9 protein-coding genes and 1 pseudogene are annotated in these 21,817 nt (G+C 72.5%); 6 read left to right on the forward strand and 4 right to left on the reverse strand.

The genetic code is table 11. The features are described from left to right. Positions 1-993 precede the first annotated feature (993 nt). From ACGFZQ_RS12940 to ACGFZQ_RS12955, 4 genes are read left to right on the forward strand one after another with little or no spacing between them, the layout of a single operon-like run. Entirely contained in the window at positions 994-3,111 is a 2,118-nt protein-coding gene (locus ACGFZQ_RS12940) for a hypothetical protein (protein ID WP_393840390.1), read from the forward strand. Then, positions 3,108-6,581 (forward strand): DUF6603 domain-containing protein, encoded by a 3,474-nt coding sequence (locus ACGFZQ_RS12945; protein ID WP_393840391.1) that lies wholly within the window; start codon positions 3,108-3,110, stop codon positions 6,579-6,581. Before ACGFZQ_RS12940 ends, ACGFZQ_RS12945 begins: the two co-directional genes overlap by 4 nt. Then, a complete protein-coding gene (locus ACGFZQ_RS12950; RefSeq protein ID WP_393840392.1) occupies positions 6,581-9,286 on the forward strand; it encodes a hypothetical protein in 2,706 nt (901 codons plus the stop codon). Before ACGFZQ_RS12945 ends, ACGFZQ_RS12950 begins: the two co-directional genes overlap by 1 nt. Beyond that, positions 9,283-14,808 (forward strand): hypothetical protein, encoded by a 5,526-nt coding sequence (locus ACGFZQ_RS12955; protein ID WP_393840393.1) that lies wholly within the window; start codon positions 9,283-9,285, stop codon positions 14,806-14,808. Before ACGFZQ_RS12950 ends, ACGFZQ_RS12955 begins: the two co-directional genes overlap by 4 nt. A 1,636-nt stretch (positions 14,809-16,444) precedes the next feature. On the opposite strand, the pseudogene ACGFZQ_RS12960 reads toward ACGFZQ_RS12955, so the two are convergent. The 3 genes and pseudogenes from ACGFZQ_RS12960 to ACGFZQ_RS12970 form a co-directional block, all read right to left on the reverse strand. Then, a pseudogene (locus tag ACGFZQ_RS12960) lies at positions 16,445-16,528 on the reverse strand (IS5/IS1182 family transposase); the annotation flags it as partial. A 372-nt stretch (positions 16,529-16,900) separates the two neighbouring features. Then, positions 16,901-17,683 (reverse strand): ALF repeat-containing protein, encoded by a 783-nt coding sequence (locus tag ACGFZQ_RS12965; RefSeq protein ID WP_393840394.1) that lies wholly within the window; start codon positions 17,681-17,683, stop codon positions 16,901-16,903. Positions 17,684-17,992: 309 nt separating this feature from the next. Then, positions 17,993-19,477, reverse strand: a complete 1,485-nt coding sequence (locus ACGFZQ_RS12970; protein WP_393840773.1) for a UDP-N-acetylmuramoyl-L-alanyl-D-glutamate--2,6-diaminopimelate ligase — start codon at positions 19,475-19,477, stop codon at positions 17,993-17,995. A gap of 454 nt (positions 19,478-19,931) precedes the next feature. On the opposite strand from ACGFZQ_RS12970, the gene ACGFZQ_RS12975 reads away from it, so the two are divergent. After that, on the forward strand, positions 19,932-20,117 hold the full coding sequence (locus ACGFZQ_RS12975; RefSeq protein ID WP_393840395.1) for a hypothetical protein: 186 nt from the start codon (positions 19,932-19,934) through the stop codon (positions 20,115-20,117). Between the two features lie 229 nt (positions 20,118-20,346). Further along, a complete protein-coding gene (locus tag ACGFZQ_RS12980; protein WP_393840396.1) occupies positions 20,347-21,054 on the forward strand; it encodes an SDR family oxidoreductase in 708 nt (235 codons plus the stop codon). Between the two features lies 1 nt (position 21,055). Here the strand turns inward: ACGFZQ_RS12980 and ACGFZQ_RS12985 are convergent, their stop codons facing one another. Beyond that, positions 21,056-21,817, reverse strand: a complete 762-nt coding sequence (locus ACGFZQ_RS12985) for an acyl-CoA dehydrogenase family protein (RefSeq protein WP_393840397.1) — start codon at positions 21,815-21,817, stop codon at positions 21,056-21,058.

The raw sequence follows: 21,817 nt of genomic DNA on the forward strand, positions 1-21,817 counted from the left end.
TAACTCACCCCGGAGCCGTTCCACTTCCCCCAGCCTCATACCAAGACGATGCCCACTACCAGGCGAGATCACCCGACGTAACGAAGCACTACTAGTAACCCCGGCTGGGGCACCCCGGGCCGCCGTCGCAGTGGTACCCGTGTGGCCCCATCATGTGCGTGTGCCCACCTCGCGGCGCACTGAATTGCGGCGGGGGCAACGGTCGCTGCGGGGACGCCGGACGGAGGTCCTGCTTGAGGGCACCGCGGACCTCGTAGACAGTCATCCAGAGGAAGGACAGCACAAAGAACAGCACTGCCGAGGCGTACGCCAGGGCCATGATCCAGTCCAAAGGGAGAGTGCAGCATCTCTTACATGTCCTCCCCACCACTCAGCGTGGTCCTTCTCGACGCTGCGCCGGAACGGTGCCGGTCGATACGGCGCCACGACGTGCTGTCGGACACCACCGCCCCTTGGCGGGGCAACCGCACTCACACCGCAAACCGACTTTGAAACGACCCTTTGCCTTGGTAAGCCTTATCGGCTGCGAACGGATGCACAAGCACACGGAGCTCCTGGAACTCGCAGTCATCCTGGCCCAGCTCCGGCGAGTCAGAGCCGCGCGGTGAGCCAAGGTCGCCACCGGTCGAGGCGGAGGCGGTGAAGCTGCAACCGAGCCAGCCCAAACTGAGGTTGGAAAAGGCTCAGCGGCCAACCGGCCCGTCCACGAGCTCTTCGTCCATCTGCCGGCTCTGTCGCCGCAGGATGAGGGACATGTCCAGGCCCTGAAGCTCATGACCTACAGCTTCGGCACCAATCGAGGCCCGGGCACCTCTCTGCCCGTCAACTACTGGGCGTACCTGATCACAGTGGCCGGCTGGCCACATTTGGGGACTCCGATCTCACAACGGAAGCGTCCGGCGACGCGCCGCCGTGTCGTGTTTCCGACGCGGGCGGGTGTTCGGGGTCCACGTCGGTGGGCGGGCCTTTACAGCCGGGGGGTGGCGGTGGAGCATGAGTTGGCGAGCAGCCCGGCCCACCATCGCCCACCGGAGCGCGACCCTCATGGCGGACCCTGCGCAACTGGAAGCCGACCTGGCGGCCGACACCAGCCTGCACTCAGCCTGGCTGACCGGTCGCGCGCGCAAGTGGTTCGTGAAGCGGATCGTGGCGCACGCCCAAGCGGCGGCGGACCCGGCCGCCAAGAGCCGGCAGTACCTGCAGCAGGCCAAGGGCATCGTTGACGCGCCGTCCGATCGGGCGTACTCGTTCGTGGTACCGGACACGCGCGTGGGGGCCCGGGCGCTGATGGTGCAGATCGTATACGGCGCGCTCGGCGTGCATCCGGCGGTGTTCCTGGACCAGGACAACGCCGATCTGCTGCGGTTCGTCAGCGAGCGCCGGCTCCGCACCGTCCTGCAGATGCGCGACTACGTCAACGTGTGGGACCCGGACCGGCTGGGGAACGCGCCCAACGAGCGCTTCGACTTCCCGGATGACATTGAGCACTCGCAGCTGCGCAGCACCGCGACCCACTGGGAGGGCGTCAGCCAGGTCGGGCCGGACAAGCGCTGGCCGTTCGTGCTGACCCCGGGCGCCGACGCCGACCGCAAGGCGGCGGTGGAGGAGCTGTTCCGGCCCGGCCCACGCGCCGACGCCGACGACGTCAACGTCGTGGAGTGCCAGACCGCCGCCAGCATGGTGCTGCTGGATTCCCTGCTGCAGGCCGACGATCCCAAGCAGCTGTTCGACGCGCTGGACCAGACCGGCCCCGCCTACCTGACGATCGACAACCCCGACGGGGTGTTCCGCATCGACAACGGCGTGCCGGTGGGCGGCCTGCGGATCCTCCAGGCGCCGGTGGCCGCCGGCGCCGACGTGGCCCTGCACGTAATTCCGCCTGCCGTCCTGCAGCCGCGGTTCGATGTCGTGCTGCTCGACGCCACCGGGGCGACCGAGACCGTCTCCATCACCCACGTCAAGAATCCGAAGGCCGCGCAGCTCCTGCCCCCCGGCGCCCCAGCGACCGAGGAGGACGTGGAGAAGGCCCTGGTCCGGACGGCGGCCGTGCCGGTCATGGCGTCCGAGCTCACGGCCGAGCAGGTCACCCAGGCGTTCGACCGCGGCACGCGGGTGATCTTCGGGGGCGTCCCCGCGTATCATTTCCTGTCCGACCCGCGCCTGCAGCAGGGCCTGTTCGAGCAGGGCCCGGTCCCGGTCGACGACCTGCAGCCCGGTGACGTGGTCCACGTCCTCGGCCACCCGCTGACCCGGGGCAAGATACCCACGAGCGGCTTCGGCGGCGAACGCTGCGTCATCATCGACCCGCACGCACTGACGGGCTACCTGATGCGCGTCAGCGGGCACGACGTCCAGGCGGCGACCCTCAACGGGCTCGCGCTGAGCGCACTGTCCGAGCCCAACCAGCTGCTGACGGTGGCCCGGCAGATCCTCGACAACTGCCTCGACCCCACGATCGACGGCGTCCTGGCCGCCCAGGGCACGAGCGCCGACGCCAACGACGGCCTTCGGGAGGTGATCGGCAGGGCAGTGGGCGCCGCGCCGGCGGTCTGGGGCAACCCGGGTTTCTACACGAACGGCACCTGGCAGGCCCACGACTTCCCCGCGATCACGGGCAGCGATCTGGACTGGTGGGCCGACCTCGACGACCCGCTCGACGGGTTCGGGGGCTATCCGAAACACTGGGCGCTCGCGGTGCAGGGCAACCTCCTCATCGGCGACAAGGTCGTCCCGCTCGGCGCAGGTGGTCTCTTCGTGTTCGGGTACTGGCCGAGCGATCCCGTCGACGACGACCTGTCGTGGCCCACGGAACAGAGCCGCAACTTCGTCGGCCTCTTCCGCAGTGCCGTGCACAACGTGGCCAGCCTCGACCCCAAGCTCAAGTACGTGATCCCCTACTTCGACGACCAGTCCGCGCTGCTGCTGCAGATGCCCCTGTACGGCAAGGTCGACGACAGCGCGCCCGTGCCGACGGTGCTCACGTACGACGACCTGACCCCGCAGCTGTTCAACCTCGCCACCGACGACGGCGAGGCCTGGGTACTGCGGCCGCGCGTGTCCGCCGACCCCGCCTACCTGGCCCACCTGCGCGCCATCGGGGCGCTGCCGTGAACGAGCTGACCCTCGCGCGGTACGTCGAGTCGTTCCTGCGCCCCCTCACTGCCGCGGTCGACGACCCGGGCCGCGAGAGCGCGCTGCTTGCCATGCTCGGCTACACGCCCCCAGCGGGGGTGTCGTACCTCGGCGTGCTCAAGCCGCTCGTTGGGAAATTCGCCGACACGGCGAACACCCTCGCCGGCGGCGCGGACGCCACAAAGCTGGTGGGCGACCTCATCGACGCGATCACGGCCATCGCGGACCTCGCCGGCAACCTGGCCAGCCACCTCCCCGGCGGTGCCGCCGGATCGCCGCTCGTCACCGGTACCGACTTCCTGGAAACCCTCCCCCGCAAGTTGTTCGACCTGCTCCTCATCGACTTCCTGGCCCGGGAAGCGCCCACGGTCCTCGGCGTGCTGCGGGTGCTGAGCGTTGTGCGGACCCGGCCCGTGGCGGCCGGCGCCGATCCCCTCCGCACGAATCACGTGACCCGCGAGGTCGCCTGGGAGCAACTGCCGAAACTGCTCACCGACCCGCTGTCGGAACTGAAGCAGTACTACGGCTGGGGTACCGCCGACGGCCTGGACATCCCAGTCCTCTTCGAGAGCCTGCGGATCCTCGCCGCCGCCATCGGCACCCGGTCAGACTACCGGGCCATCCAGCCCGGCCCCCGACAGCTGCTGGACCAGGCGTTCGGCACGGCCGGGCGGGTATCACGACAGGACGACACGATCGCCTTGCGGCTGCCGCTACTGCCGCTGCCACACGTCGCCGCCGGCCTCGACGTCTACCCGGTCGAGGTGCTGCCGGCCGCGACGCCGCCCGTCGTCGGCGGGCTCGCCCTCGACGCGTTCGTCGACGCGCAGGCGACGCTCACCCTCCAGCTCTCCGACACCGTGCGGCTCGACATCCGGCTCGGCGGTCACACCGACGGCTTCGGCCTCCTGCTGCGGCCCGGCGCGCCCGTCATCGTGCTGACCCCCGACGGCGCCGGGAACGTGGCCATCGACGCAGGCCTTGGGATCACCTACGCGGCGACGAGCGGCGCGCCGCTGGTGCTGTTCGGCAGCGAGCGCGGCACCCGACTGCAGGTCGAGTCGATCGCCGCCCAGGTCGGCGTGGTCAAGGAGCCGTCGGTCGACGACGTCGACGTCCGCGTGGGCGCCTCGATCGCCAAGGCCGCCGTGGTGATCCGGAGCGCCGACGGCGACGGTTTCCTGGCCAAGGTGCTGCCCAAGGACGGCATCCGCCTCGAGTTCGACTTCGAGCTGGGCTACTCGCTGCGCTCCGGCGTCAGTTTGGGGGCCAGCGCCGGCGTCGAGCTGACCCTGGCGACCAACATCGACCTGCTGGGCGTGCTGAAGATCGACGCGGTGTATCTGGCGCTGCGCGCCGCCACCGCCGACGGCCAGACGCGGATCAGCCTCGCCGTGTCGGCGCTGACCAAGCTCACCATCGGGCCGCTGTCGGCGACCATCGAGAAGCTGGGTATACAGGCGGTCCTGCAGTCCGCCGAGGCTGGCAATCTGGGGCCGATGGACCTGGGGGTGGCCTTCAAGCCGCCCAACGGGATCGGGCTGGCGCTCAAGTCCGGCCCGGTCAAGGGCGGCGGCTACCTGTTCATCGACCCCGAGGCCGGCCAGTACGCCGGAATGCTGCAGCTGGAGTTCTCGGCCATCGCCATCAAGGCGATCGGCCTGCTGGCCACGAAGCTGCCCAACGGCCGCCAGGGCTTCTCGCTGCTGATCCTCATCACCGTCGAGTTCACCCCCATCCAGCTCGGCTTCGGGTTCACTCTCATTGGCGTCGGCGGGCTCATCGGCATCCACCGCGACATGCTGCTGGGGCCGCTACGCGACGGCATCAAGCACCACACGCTCGACTCGATCCTGTTCCCCAAGGACCCGGTGGCCAACGCCACGAAGATCATCGGCGACCTCGACGCGGTGTTCCCGCCGGCCGAGGGCCGCTTCACGTTCGGGCTGATGGCCAAGCTCGGCTGGGGCTCGCCCGTGGTCATCACCGCCGAGATCGGCATCGTCCTCGTGCTGCCCTCGCCGGTCCGGCTGGCGCTGATGGGCAAGATCCGGCTGAACCTGCCGGAGGATAACGAAGACGCCGTCGTCAAGCTCAACCTCGACATCCTCGGTACCCTCGACTTCGCGAAGTCCGAGCTTGGCATCGACGCGGTCATCTACGACTCCCGGATCGCCGTCTTCGGCGTCAGCGGCGGGATGGCGCTGCGCATCAACTGGGGCGCCAGGCCGGTCTTCGTGATGTCGATCGGCGGGTTCCACCCCCGGTTCCCGGTCCCGCCCGACTTCCCGGCCCTGGACCGGCTCGCGATCAGCCTGGCTACCAGCGAAAACCCCCGGATCCGGCTGGAGAGCTACCTGGCGGTCACCGCCAACAGCGTCCAGATCGGCGCCAAACTCGATCTGTACGCCGAGACGAAGTTCCTCGGCACCTGGAGCGTCAGCGCTTTCCTCGGCTTCGACGCCCTCATCTACCTCAACCCGTTCCACTTCACCGTCGACCTCTTCGGCGGCGCCGCCCTGAAACACAACGGCCACCCGTTCCTGTCCCTGGACGTGCTGCTGTCTATCGCCGGGCCGGGCCAGTGGTTGGTGCACGGCCAGGCGACGTTCGACTTCTTCGGCCGCCACTCGGTCGCAGTCGACCTCGTCATCGGTGAGCCCGAGCCGGCCGAGCCACTGCCGGTGGTCAACCCGCTCGACGACCTCAAGGCCGCGCTGGAGGACCCGCGCAGCTGGTCGGCGCAGCTGCCCGACACCGGCCAGATGCTCGTCACGCTGCGCGAGATCGACGCGCCCGGCCTGGTGCTGGTCCACCCGTTCGGCCGACTCACCGTCCGGGAGAAGGTCGTCCCGCTCGACACCACCATCACCCACTACGGCGCCTCGGATCCCGGCCCGCACCGGCGCTTCACGATCGGCGCAGTACGGCTCGGCACCAAGGTAGTCGACCGCGGATCCGTGGTCCGGGAGCGGTTCTCACGCGGACAGTTCTTCGACTTGACCGAGGACCAGAAGATCGCCGGGCCCGAGTTCGAGCCCCTCCCGGCCGGCCTCACCGGCATCGGCATCGAGGCCGTCACCTGGGGTACCGCCACCGTGGTCACGTTCGATTACGAGACGCTGGTCGTCGACGCGATCCAGCCGGCGCCGGTCCGCCCGCCCGGCCCGGCCCGCTACACCCCGGGCGACCAGGTGGTGCTGACCCTGGCCGGGACGGGCGCGGCGAGCCGGGCGCTGACCCGGCGGGACAACCCGGCCGAATACGCTGGCGCGCCGAAAGGCATCGCCGTGCACGACGTCGGCCATACGATCCGGTCGGTCGCCGACCTGTCGAAGGCGGTCGGCAGCACCACGTACGGCAGCCGGACCGAGGCCGAGGAGGCCCTGGGACGGCGCGCCGACCGGGCCGGGCTGCAGCTGGCCGGCGCGCACGAGGAGGGCGGCTGATGGCGGCGCTGCTGAACTTCCTGCCCTGGGTGCGGCAGGGCACCGCGAGCGTCATCACCGTCCCGGACTCGACGGACCCGGCGACCCCCGTCGACGCCCGCGTCGAGCTGCCGGTCGCCCTGAGCCTCGACTCGGTCACCACGGCGACGGCGCAGCTGCGGCTCTACGGACCGGGCGACGTGCGGGGCCTGGACACGCGCCAGATCATCCGAACCGACCCGGCCGCGGACGCCACCGACTTCGAGAGCAACTACCTCGCCGCGATTGAGTTCGACCGGCCGGACCTGCCGTGGGTGTTCACCCCCGCCGCCCACGATGGCGCCCACCGGCTGCGGCCCTGGCTCTGCCTCGTCGTCGTGCCGGCCGACAGGGCAGCCGTGCTGGCCGACCCGTCGCGGCCCCTGCCGTACCTGCGGATCCCGGCTGCCGCCGGCGCCGAGCTGCCCGACCTGGCCGAGTCCTGGGCATGGGCCCACGCCCAGGTGGTCGGCGGCGACATCGCCGGCGCGCTCGACGGCCGACCCGAGCGCACGCTGAGCCGCCTGGTCTGCCCCCGCCGGCTGGAGCCGACGACCGGCTACCTCGCCGCGGTCGTGCCCGCCTTCGACGCCGGGGTCGCCGCCGGGCTGGGCCAGCAGGCCGACGACGCCACGATCCCGAAGCTCAAACCGGCCTGGGACGCCACCACCGCCGCCATCGACCTGCCGGTCTACCACCACTGGGAGTTCGCCACCGGCGAGCGCGGCGACTTCGAGGAGCTCGTCACGAGGCTGCAGCGCCTGCCCGGCGACCAGATCGAAGGCCTCGGCACCCGGCCGGTAGAAGTCGACGGGCTGCCCCAGCCGGTCGGCTTCGGCGGCTCCCTCCGGCCGGCCGGGTCCGGGCCCGCCCCGGCCTACCCGCCGGCGTTCGTCGAGGCGTTGCGGGCCGCGCTCGGCGCACCCGGCGTGCCACCGCCGCTCTACGGGCGCTGGCACGCCGCCCAGTCGTCCATCCCCGACCCCGCCCGCGACGTGCGGTGGCTGCGGGAGCTCAACCTCGACGTCCGGCTGCGGACCGCGGCGGCGCTCGGCACCCGGGTCGTGCGGGAGCAGCAGGAGGTCCTGATGGCGTCGGCCTGGACCCAGGTCGGCGCGATCGAGCAGGCCAACCAACTGCTCCGCCAGGCCCAGCTGGCCCGCGACAACGCCCGCACCCGGTTCGCCGCCCTCAGCACGCTCCCGGCCGCGACGCTGGTCCAGCTGGCCGGACCCGCCCTGGCCCGGATCCTCGTCGATCCCACCCGTACGACGGCCGCCGCCCGGTTCGCCCCGACCCGGGTGCCGCTCGCGATGAGCCAGGGCCCGTTCCGCCGGGCGGCCCGGTCCGGCGGCCCGGTCGCCCGGCGCATCACCGCGGCCGGCGGCACCGGCGTGCCGCTCCCCGCCCGCCTGCTCGCCCGGGCCAACGGCACCGCCTCGCTCGTCCCGCCGAAGGCCGCCCAGAGCGGCATGGTCAGCGTGCGGCACGCCCTCGAGGCCGTGTTCGGCACCGGCCTGCTCCCGCGGCTGTGCGAGATCACGCCGGACGCGATCCGGAACCGGGTGCGCACCCACCCGCCGACCAGCCCGGCCCTGAAGGCGCTCTACGACGCGGCGGCCCGCCACCAGGCCCGGATGGCGCCGTGTCCGCCGCCGGAGCCGGTCGTGCGCCCGCCGCTCGACCTCGCCGCGATCGCCACCGCGGTCACCACGCGCCTGGACCCGGAGCGCGCCGTGCCGGCCCTGATGTCATCGCTGGTAACCGCGCCCGGCTGGGCCCCGGCCGACCCGCTCGCGCCGGTGCTGGCCGCGCCCGAGTTCCCCACCCCGATGTACCGCGCCCTCGCCGCCCTCTCCCAGGAGCACATCCTGCCCGGCCTGGAGCGCCTGCCAGCCAACTCGATCACCGCCGTGGAGACCAACCGCGCCTTCATCGCTGCGTACATGGTCGGCCTCAACCACGAGATGAGCCGCGAGCTGCTGTGGCGCGAGTTCCCCACCGACCAGCGGGGCACGTGCTTCCGCCAGTTCTGGGAGTCCCCGGCGAAGGACATCGACCGGATCGACCAGTGGCCGATGGACGAGCCCCTCGAAGACGCCGGCCCGGACGGAGGAGACCAGGTTGTCCTGCTGATCCGCGGCGACCTCATCCGCCGCTACGCCAACGCGACCGTCTACGTGACTCGTGCCGATTGGTACGACGCCTCCGACGGCGGGCCGAAACTCTGGCGGCGCCGCCCGATCGTGGACGAGCGGTACCCCCGCTTCCAGGGGTCGCTGCTGCCCGACGTCACGTTCATGGGGTTCGCCCTCGACCCGGCCGACGCTCTGGGCCGGCAGGTCAACGCGCAGGGCAACCCGATCGACGACGACGGCGACGAGCTTGCCGACCCGGTCGCCGACGACAAGGCCGGCTGGTTCGTCGTGTTCCAGCAGCACCCCACCGAGCCCCGCTTCGGCCTTGACGAGACCGGCACCACCCCGGCGACCGGCTGGAGCGACCTCAGCTGGACGAACGTCACCGTCGTCGGCCACCACCTGCGCATCGGTGCACCGCTGACCGGCTTCCCCGCGGGCGCGCCCTGGCCCCCGCCCACCAGCGCGGCCCTGGCCGGCATCCTGCTGCAGCGCCCGTTCCGGGCCGCCGTCCACCTCAGCGACCTGCTGGGCACGGGCACGTCATGACCGTCGACCGTCCCGAGTTGCACCGCCTCGCCGCCGCCGCCCGGCAGGCCGAGGCCGCCGCCGCCCAGGCACGCCGCGACGTCGCCACTGCGCAGACCCGGTCGGAGGCGATCGCCGCCCAGTTAGGGCTCCGCGCCGCGGAGGCGGCCGCCGCGGCCCCGCGCGCACAGCTCACCCAGGCCCTGGCCGGGCTGTTCGACCAGCTCGACCCCGCCGTGCCCCTCGCCCTGCTGCCGGTGCGGCTGGAGACCCGGTACCAGGGCCCGCCCGGCCGGCGCGACCTGCTCATCCGCATCTACCCCGACGACGTGCACAGCGACACCCACGAGCCCGGCCTCACCGACGCCGAGGCCGCCTTCGGCCGACACTTCTGGACCGAGGTGTGGCGGGCTGGCCGGGACGATCGGGCCCAGGCCGAGTCGGCCTGGCGGCAGTTGGTGCAGCGCTTCGGCACCGGCCGCGCCACGTGGGTGGCCGACCAGCTGCGCCCCACGAACCCGGACGACCGTCCGGTCCTGGCGATCCCGGCCACCGAAGACCTTCCCGTGCCACCGGATTTTCCATCGGTACCGTCACGTCCTGGTCCTTGGAGCCGGGCCGCCCTTGCCGGGTGTCTGCCCGACCGGTTCGTCGCCGCCGGCTTCCGCGGCGGCGAACGTGTCTTCGGCCGGTGGGGCGCCGTCATCGACATGGCACTGCCGATCGGCCCCGACCCCGACGAGTCGCAGGCGGCCGGCGAGGATCCGTTCGAGCAGGACTGGTACCGCTGGAAAACCGACTTCGGCGCCGCAGTGGACGCGGGCCTGGGCATCCGGATCCCCGCCGCGGACCTCGGCGCGTCCGAGGAGCTCGACCTGCTGCTGGTCTATGGCATCCGGGGCAGCACTGCCCCCGGTGACGCCGCCGCCGAACTGACCGCGCTGCTGCGGGGCCACCGGCACACCTGGGGCCTCGACCTCGTCCCGCAGGGCACCGCTACCAACAACACCCCGGACACCCGCTCCGGCTACCGGCGCGCGGACCCCGACCCGGCGCAGACGTTCGAGGCGCTCGACGCCGCACGGCCGGCGGCCGGCACCGACGCCGCCGACCTGGCCCGCGCCCTCGGCGTCGACCCGGCGCTTTTCGCGACGCTTCAGCACCGTGACGCGCTCGACCAGCGCGACGCCCGGGCCATGAACACCGTCGCGTGGTCGGCCTGGTGGGCCTACTGGTGCCGCCGGCTGCTCGGCGACGTGTTCGGCGGCTCCGACGAGCGGGAGCGGCTGCTGCCCGGCTGGCGACGGCACTTCCTCGACCACGTCCGCGCCCGCGGCCCGCTGCCGGCGATCCGGATCGGCGACCAGCCGTACGGGGTGCTCCCGGTCAGCTCGCTCGACCGCTGGGACCTCGACGGGCGGGGGCCGTCGCTCGTCGCGGTGGACCGGGCCGGGCTGAGCGTCGGCTGGGAGCCGGATCCGTCCGGTGTCCCGGCAGCCTGGGGCCTGCCGGTGCCGCTGCCCTCGCCGGCCGACGTCCGCGCCACCGCCGTGGGCCGCAGCCGCGAGACGGGCCGCCCCTGGCTGGTCGTCCTGCGTCCACTTGAGCTGCGGATCGGGCGCGCGCTGGATCCCCGCGGCGTCGCGCACGGCGGCTGGACGGATCCAGTGCCGCTGCCGGATCCCGCGACCCTGGACGGCAGTGTGGCCATCGCCGCTTCCGGAAGTCACGTCGCCGTCTTCCAGCTGCTGCCCGGCCTGCGCGTCACCGGCGCGCGGATGCGGGTGGCCCGCGACCTCGACGACGCCGGGGTGCCGGGCGGCTGGAGTGACCCGGTCGACATCGGGCTGCGGCTGCCCGCCGCCGCCCGGGCGCTCGGCATGGGTTGGCGGCGGCGGGACGTCGTCGTCGTGCTCGCCGTCGCCGATCGGGGCGGCAAGGAGCGGGTGGCCGTGCTGATCGGGCGCGGGTTCGACGTCCGCGGGGCGGCGACCGGCGGCTGGACCGGACTGATCGATGTGCCGGACCTGAGCCCGGGCGCGGTGACTGCCACCGTGGTGCCGGGCGAGGACCGCTTCGCCCTGTTCGTCGCCGACGCCGACGCCGTCTACGTCCGGGACGCCACCGTTTCCGAGCAGCGACGCCCGATCGAGCGGCCCCTGGTCCGGCCGCTCGCCCCGGCGCTGCTAACGGTTACCTGGGAGCCGCTTTCGGCCTTCGCCGCGCCCAGCGGGCCGCCGATCGCCCTCGCCGCCGGGGACGTGGGCCGCAGCGGCGCGACCGGCCTCACCTCCGAGGTCGGCCTCGTCAACCTCCTGGCCCGGCTGCGCGACGCCTGGAGCGTCCCGGCGGAGGACGGCACGGTGCCGACCCTGGGCCGCCCCGGCGTCACCGACCCGGACAAGGTCTTCCTCGACCTGCTCACGACCGGCGCGACCACCACGGGTGTCGCGGTGCGCTCACTGCTCGGCCCGGCGCTCGTGAGCAACCTCTGGCGCCTCATGGGCGTGCCGGTCGACGCCGGATCCCTGGGGCGGTACCTCACCGCCCTCGGCGACGACGCCGAGGACCTCCCGCTGCGGCTCGGGCTTCCGCCGACCGCCTGGCTGCAGCGGGCCGCCTACGCCGACGAGACCACCGACCTGGCCGTACCGCTGGTGCAGGAGCCGGCCCTGTCCGAGTCGGAACCCGTGACGCCGCCGTACGTCGAATGGCTCGCCGCGGCGGGCCGCGACCCCGAGGACATCCATCAGCGCCGGTACCTCGCCGACCTGCGCATCGACGAGCAGCGGGAGCCGCTGCTGGTCAAGGTGCTGCGGCACGCCCTGCAGAACGGCTACATCGACGCGGCACTCCGCCAGCCGGTCAGCGCCGCCGACGAGCGGCTGCGCGACGGGTACCTCGGCAGACTCGTCACCACCCAGCCGGACGGCGGTCCCGGTCCCGACATCGGCGCCATCGACCCGGAGCTCGTCGACCTCACCGACTTCGTCCGCGACGTCTCGCCCTCGCCGGCCGGGGCTCTGACCCGCTGGACCTACCTGCGGCGCCGGCATGCCACCACCGGCGAGGACCTCGGCGAGCGGCTCCGCGGCACCGGGATCGATGCCGAGCTCGACGAGCTGCGCGCCGCCGTCGAGCACCTCGCCGGCCGTCCCAGCGCCGCCCTCGACCGGCTGCTCACAGAGGCGCTCGACCTGGCCACCCACCGCCTCGACGCCTGGCTCACGTCGCTGCCGGCCCGGAGGCTGGCGGAGTGGCGGGCCGGCGGCGCGACCGGCGTGCACCTGGGCGCTTGGGGCTTCGTCGAGCACCTGCGGCCGTCGACGCGGCCGCAGAGCACCGGCTTCGTGCACGCGCCGTCGATCGGGCACGCCGCCACCGCGGCGGTGCTGCGCAGCGCCTGGCTGTCCCACGGTGGTCAAGACGCGTTCGCAGTCGATCTCACCTCCGCCCGGGTCCGGCGCGCCACCGAGGTGCTCGACGGCATCCGCCGCCGCCAGCCGCTTGGCGCGCTGCTGGGTTACCAGCTCGAACGCGGCCTGCACGAGGGCCACCCTGGCCAGGACCTGGACCGGTACATCGCCCCGCTGCGCGCCCGCTTCCCCCTCGTCGCCGGGCAGCTCACGCCCACCGCGCCCGGCGAACCGGCCGAGGGCGTCGCGGCCCGCAACGTGGTCGACGGCCTGGCCCTGGTCCGCGCGGGTTTCGCCGCCGCCGCGCTGCCGGGCGTCTCCGCCGCCGAGGCCGCGAGCATCGACGCCGAGATCGCGCGGCTGCGCGATGCGCTCGACGCCGTCGCCGACCTTGGCATCGCCGAGAGCGTCCACCAGGCCGTCCACGGCCGGCACGGCGGCACCGGCGCCGTGCTCGACGCGCTGAGTAAGGGCACCCAGGCACCGCCCGAGATCGAGGTCGTCCAGACACCCCGGACCGGCGTCGCCGTGCAGCACCGGATCCTGGTGCTGCTGCCCGCCGTCAAGGCACCGGGCGACGACCGGGGGGCCCGGGCCGCGGCCGAGCCGGCGCTGGACGGCTGGGTCGCGGCACTGCTGGGCGACCCGGCCCGCGTGCGCTGGCGGGTTCGCGAACAGGGCGAGCAGGGAACCGTCTCCGAGCGCACCCGGACGCTGGCCGACCTGCGGCTCTCGGCGCTCGACGTGGTGAGCCTCGATGAACGCTCCGACCTGGAGCTGCTGCTGGAGCTCGACGCCGCCCGGTCCCGACCGGCGGGGGCGACCGTGACCGGGATCGTGCTGGAGCGCGACACCGCGTGGCCGCCGGGCATGCTGTCCCTGGAGGAGTTCGGTGTCGCCGCCCGCGCCGTGCGGGAGCTGCTCGACGCGGCGACCCCGGCGGACGGCCACCACCTCGCCGGATCGGGCTCGGCCGGCCTGGTGGACGCCGAGGAGTTGCGGGGGCGGGCCGACGCCGCGACGGCCGCCCTGGCCGCCGCGCACGCGGCGCTGCGGGACTGCTTCGCGCTCGACGACGACGCGCTCGCCGTAGTGCGGCTCGCCGTTGCCGCCCCGGACACGGTACTGACCGACAATCTCCTCGATCTGGCCCCGCATCTGGACCTGCCCAAACTGTCGGCCGTCGCCGGCGGGCCGGTCGGCGGGCTCGACGCGGTGCGCGACGCGCTGCTGGCGCTGTGGCACTTCGGCGTCGCCGGGGCGATGCCCCGCTCAGCGGACGGCGACGACGACACGGCGCGTGCGGTGCTGGTCCGGCAGGCTCAGGCGGTACACCTCGAAACGGCTCGTCGGCGCACGGCCGCAAGTGGCGCCGCGGACCCCCTCACCGAGGTGTTCGGCCGCGGCTTCCGGTTCCTGCCCCGGTTCACCGTCGCCGACCCCGGCACCCTCGCACAGGCCTTCGCCGGCCGGCGAGTCGCCGCCGATGCCGGGCCGGCCGAGACCCTCGCCTGGCTCGGGCGGGTCGCCCGGGTCCGGCCCGCGACCGCCCGCCTCGAACACGCCTTCATGCTCACCGAGGCCCCTCACCGGCGACGCGCCCGGCGGCCGGACATCGATCGCGGTCCATCACCCCGCGCATTACGGCCCGCTGGACGTGTCGGGCCCGCTGGCCGGGCTCGTCGTCGACGAGTGGACCGAGGTGATCCCCGGCCCGACCGAGACCACCGGCATCACGCTGCACTACGACGCCCCGGCCACGGCCCCGGCCAACGCGATCCTGCTCGCCGTCCACCCGGTGCCGGGCGAGCCGTGGAACCCCGACACCCTGGAGGCTGTCCTGCGCGAGACGATCCAGGCCGTCCGGCTCCGCGCCGTCGACCCCGACGCCGTGCCCGGCTGCGTGGGGCACTTCCTGCCCGCCGCGATCCTCGCCACCAACGACGGCGACCAGGGCCGGGGCGACACCGTGGCTACCCGGTTCCGCTGACCTTTCGGAGACACCATGCCTTCCATCACCAGCTGGAGCCGGCTCGAGCCGCGCACCCGCAGCGCCGCACTGCCGGGCGTGCAGGCGCGGCTACACGACCCGCTGTGGCTGCTGGCCCGGCAGTGGCAGTTCGGTGAGTTCCTCAGCGAGGACGCCGGCTCACCGGTCGCCGTCCGTGTCCAGGGCGCCACGAGCGGCATGGCCGGCGGCCCCGTCCCCCTCGAACCGCTGACCCAGCGCGAGGCGGTCGTGCCGGACCTGCACGACCGCCTCAACGCGGGCCGCTACTTCGTGCGCCTCCTGGGCCCGGACCTCGCCCGCCGGGTCGGCGCCTGGTACGCCGAGCACTGCCCGGTCGACGACGTCGACAGCCCCGTCGGCCGCTTGGCCGCCGGCCGGACCCCCGACGGCGCCAAGCTCCATGCCTTCGGTTCCAAAGCCGTGCCGCCCGGCATGAACTCCGACGACACGACTCGGATCGAGGCCGCGCTGCGGACTTTCGGCGACTGGTACCAGGCCGAGTACGGCGCCAAGCCGGCCTCGGCCTGGGACCCGGCGTCGCTGCACTACACGTTCGGCGTCGCCGCTCCGCTCGGCTTCACCCTGACCGCCACCGACAACGGCCAGGACCGCCTCGACTGGCCCGCGTTCGACGCCACCCCGCTGCCGAAGCCCCCGCCCGGTCCGGTCACCACCATCGATGTCACGACCCTGCCCGCCCCGGTGAGCTTCCCCGGCATGCCCCGCGCCCGCTGGTGGGAGTTCGAGGACGGCACGATCGACTTCGGCGCGATCGACACCGGCCCCGAGGACCTGGGCCGCCTCCTGCTGGCCGAGTTCGCATTGGTCTACGGCAACGATTTTTTCGTGGTACCGCTGGAGCTTCCCGTCGGCGCCCTGTGCAGCATCACCGCCCTCGAAGTACGCAACACCTTCGGCGAACAGGTAACGATCCACCCCGACGCACCCGGCCAGGACGGCACGTGGCGGATGTTCCGCCTCACCGGCACCGACCTGCTCTTCCTGCCTCCGGCGATCGGGTGGCAGATCGAGGGCGAACCGATCGAGGAGGTGTCGCTGCTACGCGACGAGACCGCCAACCTGGCCTGGGCCGTCGAACGCCTCGTGGCCACCGACACCGGCCCGGTCGACCGCACCCTCCAGACCCGCGAACCGACCCCGCCCGCCCCGTCCCCGACGGCGACCGGCGTGCCGCCCATCCTCGCGTACCGCCTGGCGACGGACGTGCCGGCCAACTGGTACGCGCTGGTCCCCGAGCAGCAGCCCCCCGCGCCTGGGACGACGCCCCGCGCGATCGCCTTCCGCCTGTCCGGCGCCACTGCCCCGGAGGGCCGGATGCTGGCCGAGCTGGCGCAGACCCGCCTCCACGAGGAGGAGCTCCCGCGCACCGGCACAATCCTGACCCGCCGCTGGCGGTACGCCCGCTGGACCGACGGGAGCACCCACACGTGGATCGGCCGCACGAGGACGCTGGGCCGCGGCGAGGGCAGCAGCGGCCTGCGCTACGACGACGTCGAACCCGCGTAGCCGGCGACCGCGTCAGAGGTACGGGGAGACGGTGCCCGCCACGGATCGGGTGGTGCCGCGGGTGAACGTCGTCGCAGCGGCCATGCGGGAGCCACTCCCGCACCCGCTCGGCTCACTGCGCCTCGCGACCGGCGCAACCGGCCTTCGGCGCGATGGGCAGCCGGACACCGGTGGTGGTGCGCTGGGCGCCAGAGGTGGTCTGCCGGGCGTCGACGGCGACGTGGATCGGTGGCGCCCTAATCGTTCGCTGGACTCGATGCCTCTGCGGGTGATGCGCACGCCGATTCGTTTCCAGCGAAGCCATCTGCGCAGGTCGGAGTCCATCCGGCAGGCCGGGCACGCCGATATCCTGCGCGAGGGCCTCTGTCAGCGATCACGTAATTCGGCTCTGTCGGGGATCTTGTGATGGCCGTTGCCTTCCCGTCAGCATCTGCCCTGGTGGCCGCTTAGCTCGCCTGCGGCCCCGGCGCCCACGCGCTGGTCTCACAGTGTCCTATGCCCCGAACCGTCTGGTCAGGTGCCATCTCGTTCGGGCTCGTGACTTCTCCGAACCAGGGTCTGTCCGGCGGTTCATGCCGCAGACGCGGGGCTGCGCGGACCCGCGTCTGCCGCGTTGCCGGGCCGGGCCGCGTGTGGCGCGGACCAGGCCCGGTCGGTTGGGTTACCGCAGCTGTGCTGTGCTCAGCTGTCGATCTCGTACTGCCCGACGGTGCGGAAGTAGCGGAGGGCTTCCGGGCTGCCGTCGTCGAGGACCGCCTGGATCGCGTCGTACATGGCGTCGCTGATGTTCGGGTCCGTGAGCATGTGGATGATGTACACGCGGTCGTCTTCGGCCTGCGCGAGCCGGTATCCGGTCCACCGGAAGTAGCTCAGGGCTTCGGCGGTACCGGCATCGAGGGCGGCGTTGGCCTCCGCTATCACCCTCTTGTCACTGTTCTGCGTGGCCACATACAGGATGTGTGCCACGGCCACGGAATCGTCCTCGACCTGGGCCTTGGCGTACCCCGTCTCCAGGAAGGCACGCAGCGCTTCCGGGGTGTTGGCGTCGAGGGCGGCGTTGGCCGCCTTGATCACCCGCTTGTCACCGTTCTGGGTGGCCACGGCGAGGACATGGGCGACCGCGACGGAGTCGTCCTCGGCCTGGGCGAGGCGGCATCCCGTCTCCAGGAAGGCACGCATGTCCTCCGCCGTACCGCTCAGCGCCTCGTTGGCCTCGCGCAGCACGCCCGCCCCGGCGTTGTCGTCCGTGAGGATGTCCTGGATCTCGGCCCTGACCTGATCGTCCGTCAGCTCGTCGACCGGGGTCCCGGTGCCGGACGAGACGTCCGGGCAGGCCGTGGCAGGCGTGGTGGTGACGGGCGTGGTCGGCGTGGACGCGTCGGCAGCGAAGGCCGGTGCCGTGAAGAGAAGGGCGGGCGTCAGAACGGTCGCGGCTACCAGCATCGCGGCGCGGGTCGGTCTCATGGACGTGCCTCCGTATTCGGTGGGTTGATCGGTATGAAGCATCCACATGCCACGTGCATGGATCAACACGTTTCTCGACGGAGGCGGCATCGGACGGTCCTCAACTGCGCGGATGTGATGGCGAGTTCGGACTTCGCCGACGCCGGCGTGCGCTGTCCGTCCCGAGTCCTCGGTCGGGTTCGGGGCGGGCAGAGAGCCGCTGGAGGCGGCGGCGGGTGGCTGGCGTTCGCGCGGCCCGGGCGGCGTCCGCGGGCGAGCGGGAACGGGTTGAGGACCGGCCGGCGCCGGGCGTCAAGGAGGCCGGTACGCCTACCGCGTGGCGAGTTCGCGTACCGTCGCCATGTCGCTGAACGGCAGCAGTTCCTCGTTGACGATCTGGTAGGGCTCGCTGCCTTTGCCCGCGATCAGGATGACGTCGCCGTGCCCTGCGGCGGACAGGGCGAAGGAGATGGCGCGGCGGCGGTCGGTGAACCGCTCGAACGTGGTGCCGCTCGCGAGCAGGCCCGGGACGATCTGATCCATGATCGTCCGGGGGTCTTCGTTCCGGGGATTGTCCGAAGTGAGAACGCACAGATCGGAGTAGGTGCCGGCGATCTCCCCCATCCGGGCGCGCTTGGTGACGTCCCGGTCCCCGCCGCAGCCGAAGACCGTGACGACCCGGCCGGAGGCGAAGCCGCGGATGGTGGTCAGCACCTTTTCCAGTGAGTCCGGGGAGTGCGCGTAGTCCACGATGACGGACGTGCCGTCCGGGGTCTCGTAGCGTTCGAACCGTCCCGGGATCGGGGGCATCTGCTCGAGTGCGGCGACCAGTCCGGCCAGATTGTGCCCGATGAGGTGGCAGGCCGCGACAGTGGCCAGTGCGTTGGAGGCGGAGAAGCGTCCAGGCACGGGGATCGCCGCCGGATACTTGTGGCCGGCGTGGTGCAGGGTGAAGCGGGTGCCGATGGCGTCCATGGTGAGGTCGGTCGCCCGGTAGTCCGCCTCCGCGTCGATGCCGTACGTGACGACCGCGCCGGGCATCATTGCCCCGATGCGGGCTCCGACCGGGTCGTCGGCGTTGACCACCGCATGCTCGCACAGCCCCTGGAACAGACGCAGTTTGGCGTCGCGGTAGTTCTCCATGGTTCCGTGGTCGTCCAGGTGATCCTGCGTCAGGTTGGTGAACACCCCTATGTCGATGAACGAGTGGTCGAGGCGGTGGGTCAGCAGGCCCATCGACGTGGCCTCGAGCGCCACGGTGCCGACACCGCGGTCGCGCATGTACCCGAGCAGATACTGGAAGTCCGGCGACTCCGGTGTGGTCAGTACCGACCTCGGCATCGGGATCAGTTCGTCGCCGATCCGGCTGCCGCCCGTCCCGATGACCCCCACCCTGGCGTGCTCGGCGACCCTCAGCACCGACTCCACCATGGAGGAAACCGACGTCTTCCCGTTGGTGCCCGTGACGGCCACCATCTTCATCTGCCGGCCTGGCTCCCCGTGGTAGCGGGAGGCGACGACCGCGGCCGCTCTGCGCGTGTCCGCGACGGCTACGACGCATACACCAGCTGCCGACGCCCAGGTCGCGCCTGGAAGTCGCGCCGCCGCGGAGTCGATGAGGAGCGCCACCGCGCCGCGTGCGAGAGCCGGTCCGACGGACTCGGGGCCGCCCTCGCGATGACCGGGTACCGCGATGAACAGGGATCCCGGAGCGGTGCGGTGGGCGTCGATGCAGATGCCTCCGGTGATCCTCGTCTCCGGATCGCCCTCGATGACTTCATGATCGTGCCCGGCGAGCAGCTCGCTCAACTTCACAGGGGTCCTCTCGAAGATGCGCCGGCTGCCGGTCGTCCGGCGGTCGGCGCGCAGTCGGCGCCAGGGCACCAATGGATGACAAAGCAGGAAAATGTGGCGAGGACCGTCGCCGTGCGGTTACAGAGGTGGGGAGGGGTGGCCGCGCGGAAAATGGCCTACAGGGGCGGAATGATCTGGGAAATCCCGAGAATTGCCCGGAATCGCTAGCCGTGGCCGTGCAACGCGCGACAGCAGATCGCCGGCGCGTTCACCGGGTCGACGGCCGTCGCGCACGCGGCGGACGGGCACAGGGCAAGAGCGGCCTGGAACAGGCACTCCCTCGCTGCGCACGTGCGACCCATGTGTGGAGTGTACGTCCAGCCGCCGGGGCGATCGCCCACCGTCGCTCGTTCGGACATCTGCGTTCCTGCTGCCGCGCTGTCTCCGGCACCCGCGCCGCGAGGAACGCCGTGCGGTGGCGCAGCCGAAACAGGAAGGGCCGGTAGTCGTCGATCACGCTCGGACGGTGGGTCACCGCGGCAAGGAGCTGCTCGACATCGGCGGCCCGGGCGAAGCGCAGGACGGTGCCACGGCTGAGGCGGAGCTCATGGGCGAAGACCCGCGGCTGTCACTGCGTTCGATGCGTTCGTGGATCCGCTGAGGGCGCTCACGACTGCGAGCCACCAGCGACCGCGGCCGTCCGTGCGCGTCCAGCTCGCCCAGACGCGGTGTCGTCTGACCGCCTTCGATCGCCTCTGCAACCCGACCCAACAGGTCACAGCCGGTTCGGCTTCAGGAAGCCCACGTCAGATAGGTGCGTGAGTGGTACCGGCAGTCCCAGGAAGAAGGGTCTGCTGGCTGACCCGGCGGCCGGGGCGCAGGCTGGACGCATGACGACAACACTGATCACCGGAGCCAACAAGGGCATCGGCTACGAAACCGCCCGCCAGCTCATCGCCGCAGGTCACACCGTGTACGTCGGAGCCCGGGACGCCGAGCGCGGACGCCGGGCCGCCGAGGAACTGGGCGCCCGGTTCGTCCTCCTCGACGTCACCGACGACGCCTCCGTCGACGCCGCGGCCAAGACGGTCGAGGCCGAGGGCGGACTCGATGTCCTGATCAACAACGCCGGGATCGAGACCCGGACCGCGGACAACAGCGTGCCCACCGCCGAGACCGTGACCGCCGACCAGATGCGGAACACCTTCGAGACCAACGTCTTCGGTGTGGTTCGCGTCCTGCACGCCTTCCTGCCGCTGCTGCGGCGCTCGGCGGCACCGGTCGTGGTCAACGTGAGCAGCGGTCTGGCCTCGCTGACGGCCCTCTCCGACCCCGACCACCCCGCCCACTTCTACCCGGGCATCGCGTACCCGACCTCCAAGACCGCCGTGAACATGCTCACCGTGCAGTTCGCGAAGGCGTTCCCGGCCATGCGGATCAACTCCGTCGAGCCCGGCTTCACCAAGACCGACCTGAACGGCAACACGGGCACCCAGACCGTGGCGGAGGGCGCCGAGATCATCGTCCGGATGGCACAGCTCGGCCCGGACGGACCGACCGGCGGCTACTTCGACGTCAGCGGCCCGCTGCCCTGGTGAGTCACAGCTGAACCAGCCGGGGCGCGGTGCCGCTCGTGCGCACCAGCGCCCCGGCCTCGCGGGTCAGCTCGCGCGCGCTGCCCCGCAGCCCGTCCAGGGCGACCGCCCGGCGGACGTGCCGGTGCAGCGGGTGCTCGGCGGTGAAACCGATCCCGCCCAGCACCTGTTGGCAGTGCCGGGCCGTGGTCAGCGCGGCCTGCCCGGCCGCCGCCTTCGCCAGCAGTGCGCCGAGATCGTCCTCGGCCGCCGTGAGGGCGGCCTCGGCGCCCTCCAGCGCCACCAGGGTCTCCGCGAGCCGGTGCCGTACCGCCTGGAAGGCGGCCAGCGGCCGGCCGAACTGGACGCGGTCCAGGACATGCCCCCGGGCGAGCGCCAGCATGGCGTGGCCGGTGCCGAGCAGCCACCAGCCGACCGCCCGCCGGCCGGCGGCGAGGGGCACGGGAGCACCGGTGGCCACCGGCCGCAGGGGCAGCTCCTCGTCCAGTCCGGCATCCGTCCCCGAACCGCCGTACTCCCACACCACCCACCGGCCACCCGCGTACGGCAGGGTCGCCGCGCCCACCACATCGGTCAGCACCGAGGCATGCGCGCCCGTCTCGCCCAGCAGCCGGAACACCGTCGCGACGGCCACCCCGGGGAACTCGGCCAGCAGTTCGGGCCAGCCCAGCTCGGCCAGCGCCGCGTCCAGGGCCGGGCCCGGGGCGGTGACCGTCATCGCCCTGCGGAACGTCTGCGAGAGCAGTTGCAGCTCGGCGGGACCCAC

Origin of the sequence: Streptomyces sp. NPDC048254 (assembly GCF_043201895.1) — a bacterium.
GTDB lineage: Bacteria > Actinomycetota > Actinomycetes > Streptomycetales > Streptomycetaceae > Streptomyces.